This is a genomic window from Pseudovibrio sp. M1P-2-3 (assembly GCF_031501865.1).
In the GTDB taxonomy this organism is placed as follows: domain Bacteria; phylum Pseudomonadota; class Alphaproteobacteria; order Rhizobiales; family Stappiaceae; genus Pseudovibrio; species Pseudovibrio corallicola.
Genome location: NZ_JARRCW010000001.1, coordinates 157915 through 177139 on the forward strand (window position 1 = coordinate 157915; position 19225 = coordinate 177139).

22 protein-coding genes are annotated in these 19225 nt (G+C 50.6%); 9 read left to right on the forward strand and 13 right to left on the reverse strand.

All coding sequences use genetic code 11. From position 1 onward, the window contains the following. The first annotated feature begins 257 nt into the window (after positions 1–257). Both P6574_RS00715 and P6574_RS00720 read left to right on the forward strand, forming a co-directional pair. Positions 258–701 (forward strand): hypothetical protein, encoded by a 444-nt coding sequence (locus P6574_RS00715; protein ID WP_310618492.1) that lies wholly within the window; start codon positions 258–260, stop codon positions 699–701. A 403-nt stretch (positions 702–1104) separates the two neighbouring features. Next, the gene (locus P6574_RS00720; RefSeq protein ID WP_310618493.1) at positions 1105–1911 is read left to right on the forward strand and encodes an SDR family NAD(P)-dependent oxidoreductase; all 807 of its coding nucleotides are present in this window, start codon (positions 1105–1107) and stop codon (positions 1909–1911) included. Between the two features lie 67 nt (positions 1912–1978). Here the strand turns inward: P6574_RS00720 and P6574_RS00725 are convergent, their stop codons facing one another. The 4 genes from P6574_RS00725 to P6574_RS00740 all read right to left on the reverse strand — a co-directional run bounded on the left by P6574_RS00725 (position 1979) and on the right by P6574_RS00740 (position 4277). Continuing rightward, positions 1979–2485, reverse strand: coding sequence for an SRPBCC family protein (locus P6574_RS00725; protein ID WP_310618494.1), 507 nt, complete (start codon positions 2483–2485; stop codon positions 1979–1981). A 5-nt stretch (positions 2486–2490) separates the two neighbouring features. Continuing rightward, positions 2491–2850, reverse strand: coding sequence for an ArsR/SmtB family transcription factor (locus P6574_RS00730; protein WP_310618495.1), 360 nt, complete (start codon positions 2848–2850; stop codon positions 2491–2493). 150 nt (positions 2851–3000) lie between these two features. Further along, positions 3001–3237: a (Na+)-NQR maturation NqrM gene (gene nqrM / locus P6574_RS00735; protein ID WP_310618496.1), complete on the reverse strand. Its 237-nt coding sequence runs from the start codon at positions 3235–3237 to the stop codon at positions 3001–3003. Further along, entirely contained in the window at positions 3234–4277 is a 1044-nt protein-coding gene (locus P6574_RS00740) for an FAD:protein FMN transferase (protein ID WP_310618497.1), read from the reverse strand. Before P6574_RS00740 ends, nqrM begins: the two co-directional genes overlap by 4 nt. A 525-nt stretch (positions 4278–4802) precedes the next feature. On the opposite strand from P6574_RS00740, the gene P6574_RS00745 reads away from it, so the two are divergent. From P6574_RS00745 to P6574_RS00775, 7 genes are all read left to right on the forward strand, one after another. Next, entirely contained in the window at positions 4803–6152 is a 1350-nt protein-coding gene (locus P6574_RS00745) for a Na(+)-translocating NADH-quinone reductase subunit A (protein WP_310618498.1), read from the forward strand. A gap of 3 nt (positions 6153–6155) precedes the next feature. Beyond that, complete coding sequence (locus P6574_RS00750; RefSeq protein WP_310618499.1) at positions 6156–7364, forward strand: NADH:ubiquinone reductase (Na(+)-transporting) subunit B; 1209 nt, start codon at positions 6156–6158, stop codon at positions 7362–7364. Further along, the gene (locus P6574_RS00755) at positions 7357–8181 is read left to right on the forward strand and encodes a Na(+)-translocating NADH-quinone reductase subunit C (protein WP_310618500.1); all 825 of its coding nucleotides are present in this window, start codon (positions 7357–7359) and stop codon (positions 8179–8181) included. Before P6574_RS00750 ends, P6574_RS00755 begins: the two co-directional genes overlap by 8 nt. Further along, positions 8181–8837, forward strand: coding sequence for an NADH:ubiquinone reductase (Na(+)-transporting) subunit D (locus P6574_RS00760; RefSeq protein ID WP_310618501.1), 657 nt, complete (start codon positions 8181–8183; stop codon positions 8835–8837). Before P6574_RS00755 ends, P6574_RS00760 begins: the two co-directional genes overlap by 1 nt. A gap of 2 nt (positions 8838–8839) precedes the next feature. Beyond that, the gene (gene nqrE / locus P6574_RS00765; protein WP_310618502.1) at positions 8840–9448 is read left to right on the forward strand and encodes an NADH:ubiquinone reductase (Na(+)-transporting) subunit E; all 609 of its coding nucleotides are present in this window, start codon (positions 8840–8842) and stop codon (positions 9446–9448) included. Positions 9449–9462: 14 nt separating this feature from the next. Continuing rightward, positions 9463–10683 carry an NADH:ubiquinone reductase (Na(+)-transporting) subunit F gene (gene nqrF, locus P6574_RS00770; RefSeq protein WP_310618503.1) on the forward strand — a complete coding sequence of 407 codons (1221 nt, stop codon included), beginning with the start codon at positions 9463–9465 and terminating at the stop codon, positions 10681–10683. Between the two features lie 119 nt (positions 10684–10802). Beyond that, positions 10803–11276, forward strand: coding sequence for an ABZJ_00895 family protein (locus P6574_RS00775; protein WP_310618504.1), 474 nt, complete (start codon positions 10803–10805; stop codon positions 11274–11276). Here the strand turns inward: P6574_RS00775 and P6574_RS00780 are convergent. The 9 genes from P6574_RS00780 to P6574_RS00820 form a co-directional block, all read right to left on the reverse strand. Continuing rightward, a complete protein-coding gene (locus P6574_RS00780) occupies positions 11273–11536 on the reverse strand; it encodes a hypothetical protein (RefSeq protein WP_310618505.1) in 264 nt (87 codons plus the stop codon). The two genes, P6574_RS00775 and P6574_RS00780, sit on opposite strands and share 4 nt — an antisense overlap. Then, positions 11537–12600 (reverse strand): IS630 family transposase gene (locus tag P6574_RS00785; RefSeq protein WP_310618506.1). Its coding sequence is split into 2 segments (ribosomal slippage): positions 11537–12111 and positions 12111–12600, totalling 1065 coding nucleotides; the frame shifts between segments, so codons are not numbered across the junction. A gap of 33 nt (positions 12601–12633) precedes the next feature. Beyond that, on the reverse strand, positions 12634–13038 hold the full coding sequence (locus P6574_RS00790) for a glutathione S-transferase N-terminal domain-containing protein (protein WP_310618507.1): 405 nt from the start codon (positions 13036–13038) through the stop codon (positions 12634–12636). Positions 13039–13045: 7 nt separating this feature from the next. Next, positions 13046–13483 (reverse strand): hypothetical protein, encoded by a 438-nt coding sequence (locus tag P6574_RS00795; protein ID WP_310618508.1) that lies wholly within the window; start codon positions 13481–13483, stop codon positions 13046–13048. Between the two features lie 111 nt (positions 13484–13594). Then, a complete protein-coding gene (locus tag P6574_RS00800) occupies positions 13595–14986 on the reverse strand; it encodes an MATE family efflux transporter (protein WP_310618509.1) in 1392 nt (463 codons plus the stop codon). A gap of 210 nt (positions 14987–15196) precedes the next feature. Continuing rightward, positions 15197–16060 (reverse strand): acyl-CoA thioesterase, encoded by an 864-nt coding sequence (locus P6574_RS00805; protein WP_310618510.1) that lies wholly within the window; start codon positions 16058–16060, stop codon positions 15197–15199. Between the two features lie 188 nt (positions 16061–16248). Next, positions 16249–17124, reverse strand: a complete 876-nt coding sequence (locus P6574_RS00810) for an acyl-CoA thioesterase (RefSeq protein ID WP_310618511.1) — start codon at positions 17122–17124, stop codon at positions 16249–16251. A gap of 229 nt (positions 17125–17353) precedes the next feature. Continuing rightward, on the reverse strand, positions 17354–17800 hold the full coding sequence (locus P6574_RS00815) for a DUF411 domain-containing protein (protein WP_310618512.1): 447 nt from the start codon (positions 17798–17800) through the stop codon (positions 17354–17356). Between the two features lie 153 nt (positions 17801–17953). Continuing rightward, a complete protein-coding gene (locus P6574_RS00820; protein WP_310618513.1) occupies positions 17954–19195 on the reverse strand; it encodes an MFS transporter in 1242 nt (413 codons plus the stop codon). Positions 19196–19225 lie beyond the last annotated feature (30 nt).

Genomic DNA, 19225 nt, shown 5'->3' on the forward strand with positions numbered 1-19225 from the left:
AGCATTTCATTGCTGCCTTTGTTCTTCTCGAGTGCTTTTTAATGTGCAACTGGGTCTGCGTCAACTTTGCACGAACCATTGCAACCGCCTCTTTTCACGAAGCTGTCTGGTTACACCCGACTCTTTGACCTATACGCGCCTTCTACTCGCTTGTTCTCACTAAGTCCATACGTTTAATGAAAACTTTAGTGTCACCAACCTGAGTTTTATGCTTACCTATTGAAAGGTCGGGTTAATATGCTGGAGTTGGTGGAAAAATGTTTGCAAAACCCTCACTTTTCACTCGTATAGTTGTTGCCAAACTCATTGGGTTTGGTGTGGGTCTACTCGGCTTTTTTATTATTCCTTCTATTTGGCCAGAGGCTGATATGAAGTTTCGGCTGGCGATCTTGTTCTGGTACACCTCTATTGGTGCTTTTATTGGGCTCTCGGGTGTCTTCACCTATAATCCGGTGATTAGAATGCCGATGCCATGGTGGTTTGTCGGTCCATGGATTGGTGGATGGATGAACTTTATCCTCGTTCTTTTCAATTATAATTTGTTTGCGCAATTCGGCGCCATGAGTTTGCAGGCCAGCGGCGTTGAGGCAGGTCCCCAATGGTTTGTTGTGGAAGGGGCTATTTTCGGCTTCCTATGTTCATTTGCAGCAACAGCTGCAGGCGGAGAAGGGAAAAAGACTGTGGAAGATCTTGAGCAATGAACAGAGCCGCCTTTTGATATGAGCCATTGCGACGCACAAAACATCCAGTTAAAGACCTGCCGCAACAATAAGAATAAGAGGACTTGCTGTAATGGATGCGTTGCTTAACCTGTTTCACGAAATGCCGCGCTGGTGGGGAGTGGTTTTTCTGGTGGTGTTTGCTTTTTCCGGTAGGGGCTTTCGTGAAAACTGGAAACACCAGAACCAGGGTTGGAAGGGGCGCTGCTGGCTCTATGGTGTCTTATCTACTCTAAGCTTCTGTCTCTTGGTTTTTGGAAGTTTCAGCTGGACCCAATAGAGAGGAGCCCCTGCCTTTCCCTCCACCAAGATTGATAGAGCCCCAAAACTTGCTCATACTGTAAGCCGCAGAATACGATTCTTGGGTGGGGGTAGGAGATCTTCAATGTATGAGCAGTTTAGAAAAAAATATGGGGAATGGGCGCTTGTGACCGGCGCTACGTCTGGCATCGGGGCGGAACTTGCTCACCAGCTGGCACAGCGGGGCCTTAACCTTGTCTTGGTTGCCCGACGCGAAGATGTTTTGAAAGAAAACGCCGAGAAGCTTGCTCATAAATATGGGGTGAAAGCCGAGTATATCGCAGCCGATCTGGCCAGCGCGCAAGGGATAGAGGCTGTCACCGCAACAGACAAGGATATCGGTCTTCTTGTTCATGCTGCCGGCATTGAAACCAATGGTGCGTTCGGGAAAATAGATCTTGAGGTGCAAGAACGTATGATCCGGCTCAACGTTCTTTCTACAATGCAGCTTGCCCATCATTTTGCAAGGCCAATGATCTCGCGCGGGCGAGGGGGAATTTTGCTTCTGGCAAGCATTGTGGCGCATATGCCAAGCCCTTATTTCAGCAACTATGCTGGCACCAAGTCTTATGTGCTCAATTTCGGCGCGTCTCTTTATGGAGAGCTGAAACCCAAAGGCGTTGATGTGTGCATATTGTCTCCGGGGATGACAGAGACAGCCATGACGGAAGACAATGGCGTAGATTGGGATAAGCTTCCTGTCTCTTCCATGAAGCCGGATGTTGTTGCGAAAGCGGGATTGGATAGCCTTGGCAAAAAACTGTCTGTTGTCGCGGGCTTTAGAAACCAGATGACGGTTGGCTCAGCAAAATTTAGCCCCCTTAGCGTAGCTGCCTGTTTGGGCGGGGCAGTTATGAAGCGGGCAATCCGGAAAGATAAACTCTGGGAATAGCGTATTGGAATAAAACAGGTTCCCTCCTCAAACCCTCAGCCAAGAGAGTTTGAGGAGACCGAAAGGCTTAGGCCTCAACTTTGTTTTGTAGCTCAAGCAGCAGTTTTTCCAGCAGATCCATGCCAGATTTCCAGCCCTTGTCGGCACCGCCAACGGCAGCGGCAAAGTACTTGATCTCTGCTTCCGACGCTTCGTGGGGCACCCAGGTCAGGCGCATCTTTGTGCTCTCGCCCTCCTGCTCGAATGTGACGGTGGTCAAAAGAATACGCGGCCAGTCAGGCATCATTGGATTTGCCGAGATGTCCCAGTTTTCATCGGCATTGGCGTGAAGCCAGACCAGCTTCTCATTGGGAACAACTTCCGTGTACTCAATCCGCTGGTAATTCGACTTATCACCCCATTTCATTTCATGGAGCCACAAACCGCCTTTTTGCACATCCAGTTTATGGATAACGCTTTCCACATTTGGCCCATACCAGCGAGCAATAAGATCTGGCTCTGTCCATGTCCGCCACACCAGTTCCACGGGGGCATTAAATGTTCGTTCCAGCACATAGGTGGGTATGTCACTCATTTCCTTCACTCCTTGCTCTCTGAATTTTTGAGTTCTTCCAGAAGAACATCCAGTTGATCGAAATTGGATGTCCAAAACTTGCTAAATTCCTCCAGCCATTGAATGGCAGCCTTCATGGGTTCGGCCTTAATTCGGGCTGGACGGCGTTGTTTGTCTACGGCTCTTTCCACCAGATCAGCCCGCTCAAGCACCTTCAGGTGCTTGGAGATAGCTGGTTGAGAGATGTCAAATTGCTTTACGAGGTCGTTTACCGAAGTTTCACCCTGCGCCAGCTTTGTAAGAATTGCGCGGCGGGTTGGATCAGCCAAAGCTGAAAACACAGCATCAAGGTTTTGTGGCGGGGTCGAGTAATTAAGCTGATTCATAACCATATGGTTATATAAGTTCAGCTGCGTGTCAACTCAGTGGTAAATGGGGGAGGGGAGCTTATATCTTTTTGCTCTGTAGTCGGGGGTGTTAAACACAAAAAAACGGGCCATGGGCCCGTTCACAGTCAGAAGTTCATTTGTGCCAGCTTAACCAGCAGCTTCACTTGCCAGATCTTTTTGAGCACGCTTGCAAGGTGAAAGCTGCTCTTTTAGGGGGCTGTTGGGGTCAATCTCCCGCTGGCACACAACACATTTGTCCGCGCCGGAGATAGCGTTCAAACCGCCGCAACTGCCGGTAATGGGCTTGTTTCTGAAAACAGCACCGATGGACATTCCCGCAATGATCAGGGCAAGCAGAACAAAAGCGATTAAAAACGTGATCATGAGGTACCCTCATCCGTGGAGTGTTGATTTTGCAGCGCTTTGAAGGCTGGTGAAGCTTTTTCTACGAAGGAATCCCCTTCGCGAATGATCATGAAGATAGGGAGATCTTTTATTAAGGCAAGATGCATGCCTCGTGCATCACCCAAAGCGTAAATGGCTGTCGCCAGCCCATCGGCCCGTGTGGCACTCTCTGCAATCACAGTGACAGAAGCCAGTTTGTGCTCGATTGGTAAACCGGTAACTGGGTCCAGAATATGGGAAAGACGCCTACCGTCCACTTCCTTGTAATTCCGGTAATCCCCTGATGTTGCGAGGGCCTTGTCTTTCAGCTGGATGACTTCCTGCACCGTTTGGCGGGCAGTATCGGGCTTTTCAATACCCACGACCCAAGGAACATTGCTTGCATTATTGCCTTTGGTGATCAAATCGCCACCAATTTCTACCAGATATTCCTGAATACCGTTGAACTCCAGCGTCGCGGCCACTTTGTCTACGCCATATCCTTTGGCGATGGCGGACAGGTTCACAGTAGTCTCCGGGTTCACTTTACGTAGAGCCGGGGGGGAGTTTCTGTATTCCAGCTTGGTTTGCATGCCAACGGACTCCAGCGCCTGTGCAATCTTCTCATCAGAAGGGCGTGATGGCTGGTCTTCACTTGGGCCAAATCCCCAAAGGTCAATCAGCGGAGCCAGTGTCACGTCGAAACGGCCTGTACTTTCCTCGTGAATAGTAAAGGCTTCACCTAAAACCGCACTGAAATCTGCGGAAATGGGTGTCCACTCTGTGCTTTGTGAGCGGTTGAAGCGCTCCACTTCAGAGGTTTTCACCCAGTTGGACATTTTATCGTTCACGTCCTTCAAGGCTTCCTGCACCTCAAATTGCAGCTCGTCAGCGGTAATAGGTGCATCCCCTTTAATGGCTTTCACCGTGTAGGTGGTGCCCATGGTGGACCCTGTTAAGCTGATCGTTTCCCGGCTGGGATCTTCCTGTACGCAGGCAGAAACCAGTAAGAGAGTGGCAACAACTGGAAGAATTCGCATAAAAGCCCTTTAAACACTGTCAGTTTGCTTGGGCTATCTAATTAGTTTTCACTTGAAGTCAAGAAAATAGCGGTTGCTGCACTTGTGAAAACGATCTTCGATTGCAGTGAAACGTAGAGAGACTGCGAGATCACGTTGAATCCTAACAACAAATACTGATCATTTGCTGCCGAAGCGAATATTTTTGAGCTTTCCGTAACGTCACCTGTGGCGAAATCTATTGAAACAAGACGGCGTTCAGGGTACTAGCCCTGCTAACTTTATTAGTCGATCTGTACTGCATACATTTGTGTATGCTCTAGAGACAGGTCGGGCCTTAGGTGCGGGATCACAAATTTCCAGCGGTGAACGGGTTGGTTGCTGGAAAAGTTCTCGAAGTAGGAAATCGTTGTTTTTTGGTTGGAAGTCAACACTCCAGCGCTGTGACATCTTGGCCTTTTCGCCGGATATTTACAGTTGCCAACACCGTATTCTTACTGTTCCACCTTCTCGTTTTAGACCTGTCGGAGCCGAATAGGTTACGGAATGAAGATAACTAAAGGAATGGACTTGCCTGTTACAGGCGCGCCTTTGCAAGAGATATCTAAAGGTGCTGTTGTCCGTCGGGTTGCTGTGAATGGCAGTAACTTCGTTGGCCTTAAGCCAAAAATGCTTGTTGCAGAAGGGGACAAAGTGGCCAAGGGCCAGCCTCTTTTCATTGATAAGCAATCTCCAGAAATCAATTATGTGGCACCGGGCGGCGGTGTTGTTGAAGCCATCAACCGCGGCGCACGCCGTGTGCTTGAGAGTGTTGTTATCCGTTTGGATGATGCGGAAGAGGAAACTTCCTTCAACGCCTACTCTGCCGATAAACTGAAAAAGATCAGTGCTGAAGATGTTGGTGAGCAGCTGGCGAAGTCCGGCCTGTGGACCTCCTTCCGCACGCGGCCTTATTCCAAGGTTCCGCTGTTTGGCACCAAGCCACGCTCCATTTTTGTCACCGCAATGGACACAAATCCACTGGCGGCAGATGCGGGAACAATCATCAAGGCGGATGAGGCTGCGTTTACAAGTGGCCTTCAGGTCATTGCCAAGCTGAGCGAAGGCAAAACCTTTGTTTGCCACAATCCAAAAGACTCCATCCCCGGCGCGAACATTGACGGCGTGCAGATGGAAACTTTTGAGGGTGTGCATCCGGCAGGCCTTGCGGGCACGCATATCCATTTCCTTGATCCGGTTAATGAAAATAAAACCGTCTGGACTATCGGTTATCAGGACGTTCAGGCCATTGGCCGTCTGTTCCTGACCGGCAAGCTGGATACCTCCCGTGTGGTGGCAATCTGTGGTCCCAAGGCGATCAAGGCACGTTTGGTCAAAACCCGTGAAGGCGCAGATCTTGACGATCTCTTGAACGGTGAAGAGGATATTTCTTCTGAGACCCGCCGCATCTCCGGCTCCATCCTTTCCGGCTTTCATGCCGCTGGAAGCTTCAACTTCCTTGGCCGTTACCACACACAGGTAACGCTAATGGAAGAAGATCGCAGCCAAGAAGTTATGGGCTGGGTTCGCCCTTCCATGAGGAAATGGTCAAACCTCAATGTGCATCCTTCCAGTCTGTTCCGCAAAGCCCTGAAGTTCCCATTCAGCACCAGCCTGCACGGTTCGGTGCGCGCCATTGTTCCTGTCGGGTCTTATGAGCGCGTTGTGCCTATGGATGTGCTGCCGACTCAGCTGCTTCGCGCTTTGGTGACACGTGATACGGATCTTGCCCAAAAGCTTGGCGCTTTGGAGCTGGACGAGGAAGATTTGGCGCTTTGCACCTTCATTTGCCATAGCAAAAACGAGTACGGGGCAGCGCTGCGGGCCAGCCTTGAACAAATCGAGAAAGAGGGTTGATCCTTGGGTTTGCGCAGTAAACTGGATTCCATAGCGCCGCACTTTGAAAAGGGCGGCAAATATGAGAAGTTCTACGCTGTCTACGAACTCGTAGACACGTTCTTGTACACTCCGAAAACAGTCACACGGGCCGCGCCTCATGCGCGTGACAATGCTGACTTGAAACGGGTGATGACTTATGTGGTGCTGGCCACCATTCCGGCCATTTTGTTCGGCATGTACAACACCGGCTATCAGGCCAACTCTGCCCTTGCCAACATGGGCATTGCGGATGTACCGGGCTGGCGGGCGTTTATTCTCAGCTCGCTTGGCATCGGCTTCAACCCTGCCAACGTGTTTGCCAATGTGCTGCATGGGGCGCTCTACTTCCTGCCGATCTACGTGGTCACACTGGCAGTCGGCGGTATTTTCGAGGTGATTTTTGCCGCTGTGCGCGGGCATGATGTGAACGAAGGTTTCTTCGTGACTTCCATGCTCTACACGCTCATTCTTCCTGCTTCCACACCGTTGTGGCAAGTGGCCCTTGGCATCGCCTTTGGTGTTGTCATCGGTAAGGAAGTGTTTGGCGGCACTGGTAAAAACTTCCTGAATCCGGCGCTTGTTGGCCGTGCGTTCCTGTACTTTGCCTATCCTGCCGCCATGTCCGGCGACAGTATCTGGACACCGGTAGACGGCTTTTCCGGCGCAACTGCGCTGGGTGTAGCAGCTAGCAGCGGTGTTGAAGGTCTGGCAGCGCAAGGCATCACCTGGACAAGCTCTTTCCTTGGCACAATTCAGGGCTCTTTCGGCGAAACTTCCGTTGTGGCTATCGCTCTGGGTGGCTTGTTCTTGATGGTGGCACGCATAGCCAACTACCGTCTGGTTCTGGGCTGTCTCATTGGCATGATCGGGCTTTCCAGCCTCTTCAACTTCATCGGCTCCGACACCAACCCAATGTTTGCTCTGCCTTGGTACTGGCACTTGGTTACTGGCGGCTTCATGTTCGGTCTCATGTTCATGGTGACTGAACCGGTGACTGCGGCAATGACCAACAAAGGCCGCTGGGTCTACGGTGCCTTGATCGGTGTCATGTGTGTTCTCATCCGCGTTGTGAACCCTGCGTTCCCTGAAGGCATGATGCTGGCGATCCTGTTTGCAAACATCTTCGCACCTCTCATCGATTACTACGTGGTGAAAGCCAATATTACCCGCAGGGAGAAGCGTCATGCCTGATACGACAAGTCAAACGGCAGCGCCTAAGGGTTTTTGGGCACGCTTTAAAGCCATGCCGCTGGATTCTGCTCCGCGCACGCTCACAGTGGCGATTGTGCTTTGCCTATTCTGCTCCATGATTGTTTCCGGCGCTGCGGTGATGTTGAAGCCGCAGCAGGAAATCAACAAGCTGCTGGATAAAAAGGTAAACATCCTCAAAGTCGCGGGCCTTTATGAAGCTGGCCAAGACGTTGAGAAAGCCTTCTCCGCATTTGAAGTGCGCTTGGTTGATCTGCAAACCGGTAAGTTCACCGATGCAGCTGATCCAGCAACTTACGACCAGCGTAAGGCGTCCAAAGATCCGGCTCTCAGCCGTGATCTGGAAAACGATCCAGCGTCTATCAACCGTCAGGCCAACATTGCCGCCATCTACCTGCTTCGTGATGAGGCTGGAGAGATCAAGCGCATAGTTTTGCCAATTCACGGCTACGGTCTTTGGTCCACCCTTTACGGCTTCATTGCGCTGAATTCAGACGGCAACGATGTCTATGGTCTGCGCTTTTATGAGCATGCAGAAACTCCGGGCCTTGGCGCGGAAGTGGACAATCCGAAGTGGCAAGCCATGTGGCCGGGCAAGAAGGTTTATGACGGGGAAGGTGATGTGCGCATCAACGTTTCCAAGAAAGTCAGTTCCAATCCTGATGACGCCCAGTATCACATTGACGCGCTGGCCGGTGCAACGCTCACCTCGCGCGGTGTGAACAACCTCGTTCAGTTCTGGATGGGTGAGCAGGGCTTTAAATCATTCCTTGAAAACCTGAAGAAGGGAGAGGCCTGATGGCTGAGAGCAAAAAGGAAATGTTGCTCGACCCGCTTGTCGACAACAACCCGATCACCCTTCAGGTTTTGGGCATCTGTTCCGCATTGGCGGTTACAAGCTCGCTGAAAGTGGCGCTGGTTATGGCAATTGCGGTGACAGCTGTGACTGCATTGTCCAACTTCTTCATTTCGTGCCTGCGTAACCAGATTCCGTCTTCCATCCGCATTATCGTGCAGATGGTGATCATTGCGTCCCTTGTTATTCTCGTGGACCAGATCCTGAAGGCGTATCTCTACGATATCTCCAAGACACTCTCCGTGTTTGTGGGCCTTATCATCACCAACTGTATTGTGATGGGCCGCGCAGAAGCTTACGCCATGAAGAACCCGCCAATCCCGTCTTTCATTGATGGTATCGGCAACGGCCTTGGTTATGGCCTGATCCTGATGATCGTTGGCGTGATCCGTGAGTTGTTCGGCTCAGGGTCCCTGTTCGGCGTCCAGATTCTGGAAACAGTCAACAACGGTGGCTGGTACGTGCCAAACGGCCTGCTGCTCATGCCGCCATCCGCGTTCTTTGCCATCGGCCTTCTCATCTGGGCATTCCGCACTTGGAAGCCGGCACAGGTTGAAGAAGCCGACTATAAAATTATTGAATCCGAGGGAGCTCACTGATTATGGAAGGTCTTGTTTCCCTCTTTGTCAAAGCGGTCTTTATTGAAAACATCGCTCTGTCCTTCTTCCTTGGCATGTGTACGTTCCTTGCTGTTTCCAAAAAGGTGGAAACGGCTGTGGGGCTGGGCATCTCCGTTGTTGTGGTTCAGGCAATCACTGTTCCCGTTAACAACCTGATCTACACCTACCTGCTCAACGATGGCGCTCTGGCATGGGCTGGTCTTGAAGGCGTTGACCTTCGTTTCCTCGGCCTCATTTCCTACATCGGCGTGATCGCGGCGATTGTGCAGATCTTGGAAATGGTGCTCGATAAGTACTTCCCGGCGCTCTACAACGCTCTTGGTATCTTCCTGCCACTCATCACCGTGAACTGCGCTATCCTCGGCGGCTCCCTGTTCATGGTGGAGCGTGACTACAACTTCGCTGAATCCTCCGTATATGGCGTTGCTTCCGGTCTTGGCTGGGCACTGGCGATCACTGCAATGGCGGGTATCCGTGAAAAGCTCAAATACTCCGACGTGCCAGCAGGCTTGCAAGGTCTGGGCATCACCTTCATCACCGCAGGTTTGATGGCTATGGGTTTCATGGCTTTCTCCGGCGTAAAACTGTAAGGGGTAACTGGTAAATGGCTGATTTTGCTTCGGGTATTACACTCTTTACACTCATCGTTCTGTCCCTCGTTCTCATCATTCTGGCGGCGCGCAGCAAGCTGGTGTCTTCCGGTAATGTGAACATCGAGATCAACGGTGAGAAAACCATTTCGGTGCCAGCGGGCGGCAAACTTCTTTCAGTGCTTTCTGACGAGAAGATCTTCGTGCCTTCCGCATGTGGTGGCGGTGGCACCTGCGCCCAGTGCCGGGTGAAGGTACATGAAGGCGGCGGCTCCATTCTGGCAACAGAAGAAAGCCATATCAACAAGCGCGAAGCGCGCTGTGGTGACCGCCTGTCTTGTCAGGTTGCTGTCAAACAGGACATGAAAATCGAAGTGCCTGAAGAAGTGTTCGGCGTTAAAAAGTGGGAGTGTACTGTCCGCTCCAACGACAACGTTGCAACCTTCATCAAGGAACTTGTTCTGGAGCTGCCAACTGGTGAGAACGTAGACTTCCGCGCTGGTGGCTACATCCAGATTGAATGTCCTCCCTACCAGAACTCCTACAAGGAATTCGACATCGCCGAGGAATATCGCGGTGATTGGGACAAGTTCAAGCTCTGGGATAATGTGGCCCGCTCTGATGTGCCGGTCACCCGTGCGTACTCCATGGCGAACTACCCTGAAGAAAAGGGTATCATCATGCTGAACGTGCGTATCGCCAGCCCGCCTCCAGGGTCCACCGATATTCCAGCAGGTCTGATGTCCTCCTACATCTTCAACCTGAAGCCGGGTGACAAGGTGACCATCTCCGGTCCGTTCGGTGAATTCTTTGCTCGTGATACGGACAAGGAAATGGTGTTTGTTGGTGGGGGTGCCGGTATGGCGCCAATGCGCTCGCACATCTTCGACCAGCTTCGCCGTCTGTCTACAGACCGCAAAGTCACCTTCTGGTACGGGGCCCGCTCCAAGCGTGAAATGTTCTACGTGGAAGATTTCAACAAACTGGCGGAAGAAAACCCCAACTTCACATGGCACGTGGCTCTTTCCGATCCGCTGCCAGAAGATGACTGGAACGGCTACACCGGCTTTATCCATAATGTGCTCTACAACGAGTACCTGAAGGATCACACCGCGCCGGAAGACTGCGAATACTACATGTGCGGTCCCCCGATCATGAACACCTCCGTCATCAACATGCTGATTGATATGGGTGTTGAACGCGAAGACATCATGCTGGATGACTTCGGCGGATAAGCTGCTAAAGAAGTTAGTGAAATGAAAAGAAGCCGGTTCTGAACGGGACCGGCTTTTGCGCTTTATGGTCAGATAGTCTAGAGAAACTGAAATTCATTTTTTAAAAATCCGGTGATTCCATGAGTGATAAAGAACTCAACTATTTCAGGCTGACCCTACGCTTTGTCATGGTCATCCTTCTCGTAAACATTGCCATGTTTGCGACTGAATTTGTAACCGTTCATTTCTTCCAGACTTCCTTGCCTCTAGAGCACGTGGGAAGGGTGATTGCCATACTGGCCGGAATGTTGGTGGGACAGAAAGTTTATGAGAGGCATCAAATACGCCTTAAAGGCAAACCCCTTCATAAGCTGACAGCACTGTGTTTTGCCTCGCTGATGCTTATCTCTGCTGGTTTGATTGCTATAACCATAGCCGACCTCATAAAAGAAGAGTCTGCGCTGGTGCTGCTCATTAAAGAGAACGCAACCCTTTTTGCCTCTTTGTTGATTGGTGTTGCTGCACTTACTTATTTCATGATCTTGTGGGGCATAAAGCTTGGCGGCTGGACAGCGTATAAGCATGAGCAGAGACGGTTGAAGAAAGTGGGTTAGTTTGCTTTTGATAGCTCTGGAGGTGAATATTTGCAGAGTTTGAGAAAATCGCAGTGCTCCTCAAACTCGCGATCCACCGGCATTCCGTGGCTTCGCGCCTTCCTATAGATCACTGCCACGAAGATATCGGCAAGGGTGAACGCATGCCCAACGGCAAATTTACTCTCTTTCCACAAAAGGCTCTTCAGTTTGGGCAATGTTTGGGAGCACCATCTGGCACGCAGGTCTTTCTTTTGAGCGGCCTGTAATACCAACGGCACTTATAATTGACCTGTATGCGCCCAATTTCGTCTACCGATTGATGTGATTGTGTGGGGTTGTTGAATAAGCTTATTCCAAGCGGAACAGGCGGCATCGACAATTTCCTGGTAGTCTTGAAAGGTTCGGTTAGAGAGCCAGTTTTGCCGTAAGTACTGCCAAACATTTTCAACCGGGTTGAACTCCGGAGAACGGGGTGGGAGCAGCAAGATGGTTATATTATCAGGCAACTTCAGTTTTGCTGTTGTATGCCAACCCGCTTGATCCATCAGGACCACTGCGTGCGCCCCTTTGGTAATGTTTCGGCTGATCTCTGCCAGATGTAACTGTATGACATTTGTATTGGCTTTGAGCAAAACAAGAGCAACCCCTTTGCCGAGGGCGGGGCAGATGGCACCGAATACATAGGTTGATTGATAGCGCCCGTCGCTGGGAGCCCGTGGTCTCGTTCCTTTTTTTGCCCACCTTCTGGTGAGCCCATTTTTTTGACCAATGCGGGCTTCGTCCTGCCACCAGATTTCCATGGATGTTTGTGAGGGCAAGCGCGCTTTTATTTCTTTAAGCCGGGCATGGAAGTCTTTTTATATGTCTCCATAACTTGCTCGTCCTGTGCCGGGTGCTGTGGCCGAACGCTGACCCGAGAAAACCCCAGAACTCTGAGGAGGCTTGAAATAGCCCTTTCGCTATAACTGGCCCCAAACTTCTGCTCGATCACAACTTGCAGATCTCGCCGCCGCCAGCGAATTACGCCGTGCTGTTGTAAATCAGGTCCAGCCTCAACCAGATCTGCAAATTCAGCCATTTGCTCTTTATTTAACCACCGGGCACGGCCTGGGATCTTACGATTGTACAGGCCCTGCGGCCCTTCTGCGTTAAACCGATGCACCCAGTCTCGCAGTGTTTGGCGGTCCATGCCGCCCATGCGTGCCGCCTCCAAGCGCGACAACCCATCATAAACAGCAGCAAGAGCAAGAAGGCGGCGGCTCTGCCTGACATCCTTACTTTGACAAGCAAGAGTTCGTAACGAAGAAGCATCATAGTCTCGGCGCAATGGGATCGCTGACATTGGGAATCTCCTTTCCCAATGTTGAATCACAATTCAAGTGATTTGGGAATCCTCATCCCGAGTCAAAAACAGGTGCCGTTGGTATAACTCAGGCCGCAAAAAGGAAAGGACGCTCCTGTTCTGGGCAGGGTGTATGGTGCTGTTCACATACTCGCAGACTTGGCGTACCTTTGCCCGTTTAATGGGATCATATGGCAGCAGAGGCCGTTTAGGGAACAGCTCCTCCAGACACTCGATGATGGCAAGAGATTCGCAGATGATTTCTCCATCCAGCGAGATAGCGGGCACGTATCCAAAAGGGTTGATTGTCAGGTAGCTAGTCTTTAGTTCCTCCGGAGCGACCTCAACCCGCTCATAAGCGATTGCCTTATGGCAAAGAGCCCATTCAACCCTTTCAGAGCTGTTGGAGCCCTCTGCAGCATAAAGAATGATTTTCATAGGTCAGTTAGTCCGGCTGTGCAGCACATTCTAGTAATATACTACTTTCCATACGGTCTTTAGGGTTGTGTTTGACTTCAAATGCAATATCAAGTGCAAAGCACTTCAATTTTGGATAACCTACATCAGACATTGAGTAGAAGATGAATTGGATTTCCCGCCCGCTTTTAGCCGCACCCCACAAGACTAAACTGGCAGCTGGTTTTTCTAGGGCATAGATATGTTCAAAGACCTGAGGTAGATCTTTTGCTCCTGGAACACTTGATGCCTCGCTCCACCTATCTAGGAAATAGATAACTACATCTGTCTCATCAATATTTTGGGGTCTAAAAGATCCATCAATTTCTGGGTTTGTTCGTTCAAGAAGTTGATAAAAGGCGTCACTTTGGGTCTTGCTTAGATTTGCCATTAAAAGAACCCGCTTTCTATGAGCTTCCTCTGCCATGGGCATTGCGCTCATTGAAAGGAAAGCTAGCAGGAAAAGACATATTTTACGCATAGAGCACCCCGTTATCTAACAGGGCGCTTCCTATCAGTATTTGGTGCGGAAGAACAGCTACCCGGCCAGCCCCAGTTTCTCGCGATTATAAAAGCGCAGGGAGAAGAGGGTTGCGGTGACGAACAGGCCAGTTGATAGGCCTATCCAGATGCCCATGGCGCCAAGTTCCACCCAAAATCCAAGAGCATATGCAAGCGTTGCGCTTATTCCCCAATAGCAGAATAGGCCAATATACATGGGAACCTTGGTGTCGGACAGGCCCCGTAGAGCCGCCGAGGCGGCAACTTGTACACCATCTGCCATAAGAAAGGCGGTTCCGATGAGAAGAAGTGTTGTTGCAGTGGCGCTCAGCTCCACAATGTCCGGATTGCTCTCCTCGATATAAAGGGCAAGCACCTGATCGGAAAATAGCCAGAGTAGCAGGGTACCCGTGAGGGTTATAACCATGGCCATTAAGATGATGGACCAGCCGGACAGGGTGATGCCTTGCTTGTCTTTTCGGCCCAGCGCCTGCCCCACGCGCACGGTTCCTGCATTGGAAATGCCCATTGGTATCATGTAGATAATGGAGACAACCTGAAGGGCGATGCCATGGGCGGCAACTTCCACCGCGCCGATCCACCCCATAAAGAAGGCGGCGACAATGAACACGCCCACATCACTTAGGAACATGAGAGCGATTGGGTACCCCAGTTTGAAAATCTCCACCATTTTAGGAAAGTCGGCTTTCCAGAAGCGGGTGAGCAGATCATAGCTGCGGGCTTTGGGCTCCCAGTAAACATAGGCAAGAAGAAACGAGAGCATGCCCGCATAGGTGACAAGAGACGCGGCTGCAGCCCCGTGAATGCCATAGGCGGGAATGCCAAGAGCTCCGAAAATTAGAATATAATTGAACAGGATGTTCAAGAGTACGCCGACAATGTTGGCCCATAGAAGAACGGTGGTTTTCCCGATGGAAGAGAAAAACCCTCTGAATGCGATAACTGCCATACTGAAATAATAGGACCACAGGAATATACGCAGATATTCGCTCGCAAGTCGGGAGACCTCCGGTTCTTGCCCAAAAGCCAGAAAGATAGGTTCTGTGAACCAAAGGACAGGGGTGGCGATGAGTGCAAGCAAAAGGGCCCACCATAAACCCATGCGGGTTACCCGCCGCACTTCAGCTTTATCACCTTTACCTTCAGCCGTTGAGGCCAAAGGAAGAACAGCCCCTAAAATACCATAGCCAGTGAGGTGGATTACAAGCCCCAGCTGAGTTGCCAGCACAAGCGCAGCAAGTTGCTCTGTTCCCAGCCAGCCCACCATAACTGTATCTGAAATGCTAATTCCCATTTGAGCGAGCTGAGCTCCAACCAGTGGCAGCCCAAGTGTCAGAATGGAACGGCATTCTTGCGTCCATAGGTTGTAGTTACTGGTGCGCTTAACAGCCTGACTGGTTGAACTCATGGGAACTCACAGGGAAAAAACTAGTGAAACACAATAGAAATAACGAAAACTGTGAAGGAAGTTCACAGAGGTTTAGGGAAGGGACACTATCAACCAAATGCCGACTTGGAAAGTGGCATTTGGAGAAGAATATTTGTTTTCTTGACGTTGGTGACTGATCTGCACCTATGAATGAGTGCAGGTTAAATCCGTCTATTTTGGAGGGCAGGCCTATCTTTCCTCTTTAAAGCGAATAAGCCCTTCTTGAGCAACAGATGCAACCAACGCTCCTTCACGTGTGAAGAACTTGCCGCGCGAAAAACCCCGTCCGGCTGCCTTACTTGGAGTATCTTGCGAAAAGAGAAGCCACTCATCGGCTTTAAATGGCCTATGGAACCAGATGGCGTGATCCAGACTGAAAATCATGATATCTGTGTTGTAGCATTGGCGCCCATAGGGGAATAACGCTGTATCAAGTACTGAATGATCCGAGGCGTAAGCTAACCAGCATTGGTGCACAATGACATCATCAGGCAAAGCAGAAGAAGCCTTGATCCAAGTGTTTTGATAGGGTGGTAGAATGTCATTTGTGAGATAATGCTCTGGTTGCACTGGACGAATTTCCAATGGGCGCTCCACTGACCAGAACCGCGCCAGCCCTTCTGTTTTATCTCCGTATTTTTCGAGAAGCTGTTCAGTGTTTGCTAACTCTTCAGGTTGGGGAACGGACGGCATCTCGTCTTGGTGACCTGAACCTTCCTCATGGACATGAAAAGAGGCGGACATGGAGAAAATTGGTGTTTCGCCCTGAGACATCAGCAGGTGGCGCGTATCGAAGCTTCTGCCATCCCTTGTCCGGTCAACATGAATATCGATAGGCGTCACTGGATCTCCCGCTCGCATGAAATAGCCGTGTATGGAGTGAAGCTCTTTGCTGGGCTCAACTGTTTGGCGGGCTCCCATGGTAGCCAGTGAGAGAATAGGGGAGCCAAACAGGCGCGAGCGCGGAGGTTTTGGGGGTAATCCGCGGAAATGATTGTCCCCTATCTTCTCCAGCTCAAGGAGTTTCAAAAAGTTCTCGGTTGCTAGCGTCATATGCACCTCCCTGCTGTCGTGTCCTGCCAATTGGTTCTTAATTTGTATTTATTGCCCAAACGATAAATCAGCACGCAGTATACTCGGGGAGGGTATACCAGCGTCCAGTTGGACATATGAACTAATATGCAGTATTTAATTCCAATATATAGAATTTAAGTGGGCGCTGTAAATAGGCTTTCGAAGGGTTATATTTTATTCTTGTCCACTTGACGGATAAGCCCTTCTTGACAGGTGGACGCGATCAAGGTGCCATCACGGCTATAAAACTTGCCTCTACAAAATCCTCGCCCATTCGAGGCGTTGGGGCTGTCTTGCGAATAGAGTATCCACTCGTCCGCCTTTACCGGATGGTGAAACCACATTGCATGATCAATGCTCATGGCGTGCATACTGGGCATATCATAGGCATGGAGACCATGGGGATACAAAGCCGTATCCAGTAAAGTTGAGTCGGAGGCCAAAGCGAGCAGGCAGTTATGCAGGTGGGGGCCTTCCGGCAAACTCTCACGGCACTTCAGCCAGATGTTTTGAAAGGAGGGAAGCTCATGGCTCGTCAGGTAATGTTCCAGATCGACCGGCTTCATGTCTATGGGGCGCCCCGGTGACCAGAATAATTTGAGAAACATCGGAATTTCTTTTCCGAACTGCTGAACAATTTCCTCTGTTGTTTTCAGCTCTTCCGGCATGGGCACATCAGGCATAGGGTCGTGATGTTCCAGCCCCTCTTCCAAAACCTGAAAGGAGCCGGTCCAAGTAAAAAGGATAGTGTCATCTTGATAGGCGCTCAACCGCCTCTTGCTGAAACTCTTGCCATCTCGAACTCTCTCCACATGGTAGTCGATTGGAGGGCCCAGTTTTCCCGCCTTGACGAAGTAACTATGGAGAGAGTGTATCTTCCTGTCTTCAGGCACAGTTAAAGAGGCGGCCATAAGCCCTTGGGCAATGATTGGGCCACCCATCAACCGCAGTCTGTTTTTCTTTTGGGGCGGAGCGCGGAAAACATTCTCTTCCAGCTGCTCCAGTTTCATAAGTTCCAGAAAGTCTTCTAGAGCCGTTGTCATGTGAGTATCTTCTTTGTTGGTTGTGTTATCAAGAAGAGCGATGCAAATCGGAGGCAGTTTAGGAGGTAATTCTTGCAATATTAGGGACTACAGCATGCAATTGCCCAAATTAGCGACCTCTTTGTATTTAAAGGTTAATTTCTGAAGGTCTCACTGAATTGGCATGTATGCCGAGTTCTCATAGAAAAGGGCGCTGAATGCGCCCCGTCCAAGCAGTTTTCTTAGAAAGTCACAGCCGCATAAAGACTTCGGGGAATTTTAGGTGTCCACCGAAGGCAATAATTGTTTTTGCATCCGATGTGTCAGGACGGGGGTGTTCACTTTTCTTTGCATCGCCCCCGTAGAAAATACCCTTAATTCTCGGATTCCATTCCCCCAGCTTTTTTATTGCCTCAACAGGAACAGGACCTTCAAGAATGTAGTTTCCATAAAACGCTGCATGCGTTTTGCCATGTTTTTCGGGCAGGCCCACAACATTGCAGGTTTGAGGAAGTTCATCCACTTCGTGAACATTGACCTGAAACCCTGCTTGGTGCAGTTGGAATGCCCATTGATTCCAGCTATCGCAATTGGTTGATTTGTAGATGGAGATTGTCTCATTCAGTGACTCTTGCGGCTTGACTTCAGCTCCCGAAGGTTGGGCCGCGGATGCAGTGATTTGGCTAGAATTAACCATGCCGGCAAAATCCATTTCTTGTTGTGTTTTAAGGTGAGGTCGGCCTCACCCCTTCGGCAGCGGCAACCTATGCATTACGTAAGGTAATGTAAATGCCAAAAGGGTAACAAAACCGTGATCCCCATGACATTTAAAGGAGCCAACCCCTAGATTTTACAGGGCATACTCGGATTTTTTTATGGCAACTTTGAAGGGAATTATGGCAATAAACATAAGAATTGCAGCAAGAAGGAACGGGGCCCCCGGATAATAAGGGGCTGTGCTGTCTGATGTGAAAAATGTGAAGAGCCGCGTCATTATGAGCGTCGAAAGGACAAGCGTAAGGCCGATAATTGACGTCAACGCGCCCTGTATTGCCCCTTGCTGGTCATCGCTGACTGTGTTGCACATAAGTGCGGTAAGGGCCGGTGGAAGCATGGCTCCAAGCGCAGAAAGTGGCAACAAAGCGACAACAGTCCATGTGTTGGGGGCAAAAGCAAAGCCAATTAATGCCGCAATTGAAAAGCCAAACCCATAAAGAGCCGTGTTTGTTTCCCCGTGGCGAGGAATGGCCCAGCGGATCAAACCGCCCTTGACGCCTGAAAACCCCAATCCAACCACTGCAAGGGAAAGCCCGACTTGGGCCGTTGTCCATTTGAACCCCTCAATCGTGTAATAGGGCCATACTGCCGCATAAACGAAGTTGGCAAACTGGAACAAGAACATGGCCGCAAAAAACCACACAAGAACCGGATGGCTTGCAGCTTGGAGAAGGGCACCAACAGGGTTCGCCTTGCGCCACACTACGGTGCGCCGTTTGCCTCGTGGCAAAGTTTCAGGCAGATAGAAAAGACCATAGGTCAGCGTGAGCGCTGTTAAAGCTGCCGCGCTATAAAAGGGCACCCGTAAGCCCATGGACCCTAATATGCCCCCGATGACCGGTCCGATAACATAACCAAATCCGATGAAGGCCCCCACTAATCCGAAGCGGGTTGCCCGTTTTGTACAAGGGGATATATCAGAGGTCGCGGCATAGGCTGTTGCGTACGTTGCGCTGGCAATTCCAGCAAGAAGCCTTCCGCTAAAGAGCACCCAAAGGTTACTGGTCAGGGTCATGACCATATAATCTGCTGCCAGCACCGCGAGGGACAGGAGGAGTATGGGGCGACGTCCGAACCTGTCAGACAGCGCGCCCAGCGTGGGCCCGCACAAGAACTGCATTACTGCATATATCGCGGCAATATAGCCCCCCCAGATGGCGGCCTCTGCAATGGAGTAGCTTCCAAGGCTGGAAACCAGTGTGGGTGTAACAGGAATTATCAGCCCTGCACCAATGGCGTTCAAAAGCACCGTGCCGCATATGAATGCGAGCGTATGAGAACTGTCGGTGTGGGCAGCCACGAAGTATCCACGCAATAATATTGGTAAAGATTGCGGGGTTCCTAA